Source organism: Streptomyces sp. NPDC058812 (genome assembly GCF_042744565.1).
Classification (GTDB): Bacteria; Actinomycetota; Actinomycetes; order Streptomycetales; family Streptomycetaceae; genus Streptomyces; species Streptomyces thinghirensis.
The window spans coordinates 1-5,912 of sequence record NZ_JBHYOB010000046.1 but is presented as its reverse complement, the minus strand read 5'-3'; the positions used below and the strand labels follow the sequence as shown (position 1 = coordinate 5,912).

Genomic DNA, 5,912 nt, shown 5'->3' with positions numbered 1-5,912 from the left:
CCCGCAAGCTCATCACCTACGCCCGGTTCCACGACTACACCCCCCTGCCCGCCGGTCGGCGCGGAACCGTCGCCGACCAGGCCTCGACGCTCGCGTGGCAGCGTTTCTATCCCCGTTTCCCGCGCATCCTGTTCATCCTCACCGGAGCGTCCCGCACCACCCTCACCAACCGCATCGAAGACCTGCGACGCATGGCCGCCGACCACGCACTGGTCACCCGCTTCGCCGCCCACGTCCCGCTCGGCGCCGCCATCCTCGAAGACCTCGAAGAAGCCGGCCCCTCCAGCCCGGTGTGGACGCCCCTGGCCGGTACCCGCGAGCGCTGCGGCTGGATGCAGCTGTGAGCACGGTGAAGACCCCCGCCAGACAATCACATGCGCAAAGAACAAGCCATGTGGCCGATTTGCGGTGACACTACCCTTCCAGCACCCGCACTCACTCCCACCAGCCGAGATGCCAACCGACGCCGAACTGGCATATGTCACACCGGCATTGGGGTCAAAGCAACACGATTGACACCTGCGCCCCATGAACCCCTTAGGCCTACCACCCGATTGCGTCATAAGGTGCCCTGTACCGACAGATCGCGACGACGCGAACACGTTGCGACAGCGATGACGGGGCCTGCTGTCCATCCAACCTGCACGGTGACTTTGGGGGGTTTCCACGTGACAACAGCACACCAGCACCACACCCGCACCACACGGTGCCGCATGCTCCTCACCGCCGCCGCGCTCGCGACAACCGTTGCGGCTTTCACCACCGGCTGCACGAAGGAAAACAAAGCCGCGCCTCCACCCAGCCCAACCGCGTCCCCGACCCCCACAGCCGAGCCACAGGCCGCCGAGAAGGACGCCCTGCTCGGCGTCTACCGAGCCTTCTGGGACGCATCGATAAAGGCCTACTCCACCGGCTCCATGAAGAACACCGGGATGGAATCGGTGGGTGCTGATAAGGCCTACTCGAAGGTCCAGGCGACTCAGATCTACTACCGGGACAACGGCTACGTCATGACGGGTGCGCCCACCTTGTCGCCGCAGGTCTCAGCCATGGAGGCGGCCGCCGAGCCCCCGAAAGCAACCATCACTGACTGCATCGACAGCACGAACTACATCCAGGTTGAGAAGCAGAGCGGCAAGCCCGTGGAAACGATGGACAAGAATCGTCGCCACGTTGCCACGTATACGGCACTCAAAATCGGGGGCGCCTGGCAGATCCGTGACTTCGACATCTCTCGGGACCAGCTGTGCTGAGCGGGACGAGACGGATCGCCACCGTGGCGCTGTTGCTCGCGGGGGCACTGTATGCAGTCCCCGCTGCAGCGGACGAGCCCAAGCCAGGCGCCAACTGCCCGCCAGGTGCAACCGACTGCGACGTCTACGCCGGCGGGAAGAAGCCGCCGAAGCCCGATAAGCCTGGCGATGACGGTAAGCCAGGTGGCGGGGGCGGGGGCGGGGGTGGTTCAGCCAAGTGCATGGCTCGGGACGGCTCAGGCGGGACGTTCGAGGTGCCCTGCTACGACGAAGAATCGGGCTGGTTCGACGCGTCGAGCTCCTGCTACTGGCGGCTCCTGGAACCGCCACCAGCCGCAAACGATCCTGTATGGGATGGACACGCGCCGGGAGACGGCGCGGTCTACAACGGCCAGTGCCCAGGCCAGCCCCTGATGGGCGGGTTGCGCTGGTTCCAGACCCCCCCTCCCGGATACGGAGGCGGGCCGAACCTGGAGGCTCTGGCGCAGGAGGCAGTCACGAAGATGCGGCTGCTGGGTGCGGACATCGGGATCGCTCCGAAGCAGGGCGGTACCGGGACGGTCGGCGTGCCGGTCTGGGTGTGGAACGGGCCGAGTCCGCAGACGACCGGGCCGACGTCGGCCAGTGCGACCGCGCTCGGGGTGACGGTCACCGCCACGGCGACCGTGCAGGACGTCGTGTGGGACTTCGGCAACGGCACCAGCGTGTCCTGCCCGTTCCCCGGCGCCCCCTACAGCCCTTCGTTCGGACTGACTCCGCCGAGCCAGGCCAGCGGCCAGTGCGGCATCGCCGGTTACTCCCGTGTCGGTGAGTACGCGGTGACCGCGACGACGACGTGGGCCGTGCACTGGGTCGGCGGCGGCCAGCAGGGCGATCTGACCACGACGCGCAGTTCGCAGGCCGCGGTGCGCATCGGAGAACTCCAGGTCGTCGGCCAGTAGGCCACACGACCGCACTTCCTTTCCCCTCTCAGGAGGCACAGCACGTGAGTACCACCACCACGCCCACGACGCCGGGCCCGGCCGCCGTACCGGCGCCCGGTGGCCCCGGCGTGCAGCCAGCGGCAGCACCCCGCGTTGTCCGCCAGCGCCGTCGGCGCCCAGGGCTGATCGCCCTGTCCGTGGCACTGATCGCGGCCGGCGGGCTCTCCGGCGCGCTGCTGTTCACCGCTTCCGGCCAGCGCACCGCCGTCCTGGTCGTGGCACGCGACGTGCCGGTGGGTGCCGCGGTCACCGACGCCGACCTGGCCCCCGCATCGCTGGCGCTGGACCCGGCCGTCAAAGCCGTCCCCGTCACGAAGAAGAAGTCCATCGTCGGTCAGCGCGCCGCGGTCGCCCTGAAGACCGGTGCGCTGCTGTCCCCTGGGCACGTGACGTCGGTATCTCTGGTGAAAGCCGGTGAGCAGCTGGTGGGTGTGGCATTGAAGCCGTCGCAGCTGCCGGCGAGCCGGCTCGCGCCGGGGCAGAAGGTGCTGATCGTCTCCACCCCGGACAGCGCCCAGGCGGTGGGCGGGGCGAAGCCGGCTGAGCCTGCTGGTGCGCCGAAGACGGTGGCCGCAACCGTGGTCGCGGTGGGGGCGGCCGCGCCGGCGACGGGCGTTGTGGTGGTGGATGTGGCGGTGCCTGCGACCGACGGGCCGGCGTTGGCCGCGCGGGTGGCGACCGGCGCTATCGCGCTGATCCTGGCGTCGCAGGAAGGCAGCTGATGGCGGTCATCGCGCTGGCCGGTGGGCTCGGTGCCCCGGGGGTGACCACGGCCGCCATGGCGCTGCTGATGACGTGGCCGCTCGCGGAGGGGCACCGGGTGATACTGGCCGAGGCGGACCCTGATGGCGGGGCGATCCTGCCGGGTGCGCTCCAGGGCACCCTGGGCAACACGCACGGTCTGCGGAATCTGGCGATCGCGGCCCGTCAGGGCCAGCTGGTCGAGGCGTTCTGGCGTCAGCTGGTCGACGTCACCGACGCCGGCAGCCGCGACCGGCTGGTGCTGCCCGGCCTCTACGACCCCGCGCATTCCTCCGCGATGGAGCCGGTGTGGCAGCCCCTGGCGCGCCTGTTCACCGGGATCGAGGAGCACGGGCACGACGTCCTGGTGGACCTCGGCCGGCGCGGTGCGTTCGGGCCGTCGGCGGTTCTGGCGCGGCGGGCCGACGTCGTCCTGCTGGTCGCGCGCAGCACGCTGCGCAGCCTGCAGAGCGCGCAGGTCCGGCTCGAGGCTCTGCGTGAGAGCGTCGGGGGCAGCGTTGAGGTGGGCTTGCTGCTCGTCGACGAGGGCCCCTTCTCCAAGGAGGAGGTTCGCAAGACGCTCGGCGTGCCGGTCACGGCTGTGCTGCCGTGGCAGCCCAAGGAGGCGAAGGTGCTGTCCGATGGCGCCGAGCAGCCCCGCCGGTTCGAGTCCGGTTCGCTGATGCGCTCCGCGCGGTCGGCTGCGGTGCGGGTGCAGGAGCTGGTGGAGATCCGGCGTTCTCGGCTCGCCCCGCCGGCTGGGCCTGTCGAGGGGCGGGTGGTCAGCCATGCGCGCTAGCCCTCTGCACGGTGACCCGCAGGTCGCCGCCAGCTCGTTGCAGGCTCGCCTCGCCGCTCCCCGGCCGGTACCGGCTGGGGCAGCCCCCGCCCGGCTGGCGTCGGCGGATCCCCAGGCGGTGCTGGCCCCTGCGCCGACGTCGGCAGTGCCGCCGATGGACTACGCGGCGGTCCGCCTGATCAAGAAGGAGGTCGGGGAACGCCTCACCGACCTGCTGCGGGCCCGGCCCGGGATGAGCGCGGCCGCGCAGGAGCAGCAGGGCCGGCACCTGATCAACGAGCAGGTGGCGGTGTGGTCGGACGCCGAAGCCGTCAAGCGCGGCGCGGCCACCACCCCCGCCGAGGACGCGGCGATCGCGCAGGCTGTGTTCGACCTGCAGTTCCGGGCAGGCCGGCTCCAGCAGCACTTGGACAACACAGCCGTGGAAAACATCTTCATCAACGGGTACGCCGATGTGTGGCTGGACTTCACCGACGGCCGCCGCATCCAGGTCGCACCCGTGGCCGACTCCGACGAGGAGCTGCGGGAGCTCCTGCGGGACCTGGCCCGGCGGACGACCGGACAGGCCGAGAGGAGCCTGTCGACGGCGGATCCGTTCCTGGCGCTGCGGCTGTCGGACGGGTCCCGTCTGCAGGCCGTCATCGACGTAACTCCCGGCACCTACGTCACGATCCGCCGGCACAGCATGCGCCACGCCGACCTGCCGGAACTGGTGGACCGGGGCATGCTCGACTCCACCCTGGAGGCATTCCTGCGCGCCTGCGTGCGCGCGGAGAAGAACGTAATGATCGTGGGCGGCCAGGCCGCAGGGAAGACCACCCTGCTGCGCGCCCTGCTGCGGGAGATCGACCCCGACGAACGGTTCGCCACCCTGGAAACCGAGTACGAGCTGTTCGCCCACGAGAACGGCCACCACCGCCAGGTCGTGCCGATGGAGGCACGCGAGTCCAACGGCGAGATGGTCGCCGGGCAGGCGGCCGGTGAGATCACGCTCATGGACCTGATGTACCGGGCTTTGCGCATGACGCTGACCCGGATCGTGGTCGGGGAGGTCCGCGGACCCGAGATCGTCGCGATGCTCCAGGCCATGACCAACGGTGCGGGCGGGAACCTGTGCACCCTGCACGCCATCCACCCGTCGGTGGTTTTCGACCGGATCGCCGAGCTCTATCTCCTCGCGCAGGCCAACATGAGCGAGCAGCTGGCCTACCGGCAGGCCGCCAATGGGCTGCACTTCATCGTGTTCGTCTCCTCCATCGACGAGACGAAGATCGGCGGTCACCGCCACCGGTTCGTCTCCCACATCCTGGAGGTCACCGGCATCGGTGAAGGAGGCCGGCCGGAAACGAATGCGATCTTCGGTCCGCGCCCGGAGTGGGGCGAGCTGCGGGCGGTGCCGCTCATGCACCCCCGCTGCATCAACGACCTGCGCCGCGCCGGATTCGACGCCGGCCTGCTGAACGTCCCGGGCGGGGCCTGGCCCGCGGCCCTGCCCCTCCTCGTGGACGAGGGGGCAGGCCTGTGACGACGTTGCTGATGTGGGTGATGGCCGGACTCGCCCTCGCGGGCGGACTGGTGGGGCTGGTGGCCGGGATCGTGGGCACCACCGCACCCAAGGGGCCGACGGTCGCCGCACGGCTTCGGGCGGGGCGGCAGCTGGCCGGCCGGGACGAGCGGATGGCCCGCCGTACCCGGCTGGCCGGCGGCGCTGTGGCCGCGGTGGTGCTGTGGCTGGTGACCGGGGTGTTCGTGGCCGGGGCGCTGGTGTTCCTGGCCGTGATCGGGGTGCCGTGGCTGCTCGCGCCCACCAAGTCGGCGACGACCCGGATCGGGAAGCTGGAGGCGCTGGGTGACTGGACACAGCGCCTGGCCAACGTGCTCCGGCTCGGCCGCGGCCTGGACGAGGCGCTGCAGATCTCCCGGAAGGGTTGCCCCGAGGACATCGCCGACGAGGTCGGTGACCTGGTCGACCGGCTTCACGTCGGCTGGCGCCCGGCCGATGCGCTGCGCCTGTTCGGTGACGCCCTGAACGACGTGACTGCGGACAAGGTCGTGGCCGCGCTCGTGCTGTCGGCCGCCGACCGCGGCCCCGGTCTGGCGCAGGCGTTGGATGACCTCGCCGAGTCGGTGCACGAG

The 5,912-nt window shown here is 70.5% G+C and carries 6 protein-coding genes and 1 pseudogene; all 7 read left to right on the top strand.

The window, feature by feature from the left end; translation table 11 throughout:
* Positions 1-344: pseudogene (locus ACFW48_RS38215) on the top strand (hypothetical protein); the annotation flags it as partial.
* Positions 345-713: 369 nt separating this feature from the next.
* A complete protein-coding gene (locus ACFW48_RS38210) occupies positions 714-1,253 on the top strand; it encodes a hypothetical protein (protein WP_386323213.1) in 540 nt (179 codons plus the stop codon).
* A 503-nt stretch (positions 1,254-1,756) separates the two neighbouring features.
* Positions 1,757-2,194, top strand: coding sequence for an ATP/GTP-binding protein (locus ACFW48_RS38205; RefSeq protein WP_386323211.1), 438 nt, complete (start codon positions 1,757-1,759; stop codon positions 2,192-2,194).
* A 44-nt stretch (positions 2,195-2,238) separates the two neighbouring features.
* Positions 2,239-2,958: an SAF domain-containing protein gene (locus tag ACFW48_RS38200; RefSeq protein ID WP_386323210.1), complete on the top strand. Its 720-nt coding sequence runs from the start codon at positions 2,239-2,241 to the stop codon at positions 2,956-2,958.
* Positions 2,958-3,776 carry a hypothetical protein gene (locus ACFW48_RS38195; protein WP_386323208.1) on the top strand — a complete coding sequence of 273 codons (819 nt, stop codon included), beginning with the start codon at positions 2,958-2,960 and terminating at the stop codon, positions 3,774-3,776. The genes ACFW48_RS38200 and ACFW48_RS38195 overlap by 1 nt, the downstream gene beginning before the upstream one ends.
* On the top strand, positions 3,766-5,301 hold the full coding sequence (locus ACFW48_RS38190; RefSeq protein WP_386323207.1) for an ATPase, T2SS/T4P/T4SS family: 1,536 nt from the start codon (positions 3,766-3,768) through the stop codon (positions 5,299-5,301). The genes ACFW48_RS38195 and ACFW48_RS38190 overlap by 11 nt, the downstream gene beginning before the upstream one ends.
* A partial coding sequence (locus ACFW48_RS38185; protein WP_386323205.1) for a type II secretion system F family protein occupies positions 5,298-5,912 on the top strand: 615 nt, incomplete at its 3' end. The genes ACFW48_RS38190 and ACFW48_RS38185, both read left to right, overlap by 4 nt.

Coding starts and splice junctions, on each gene's coding strand:
- ACFW48_RS38210 (WP_386323213.1), top strand. CDS start 714: ATGCTCCTCACCGCCGCCGCGCTCGCGACAACCGTTGCGGCTTTCACC.
- ACFW48_RS38205 (WP_386323211.1), top strand. CDS start 1,757: ATGCGGCTGCTGGGTGCGGACATCGGGATCGCTCCGAAGCAGGGCGGT.
- ACFW48_RS38195 (WP_386323208.1), top strand. CDS start 2,958: ATGGCGGTCATCGCGCTGGCCGGTGGGCTCGGTGCCCCGGGGGTGACC.
- ACFW48_RS38190 (WP_386323207.1), top strand. CDS start 3,766: ATGCGCGCTAGCCCTCTGCACGGTGACCCGCAGGTCGCCGCCAGCTCG.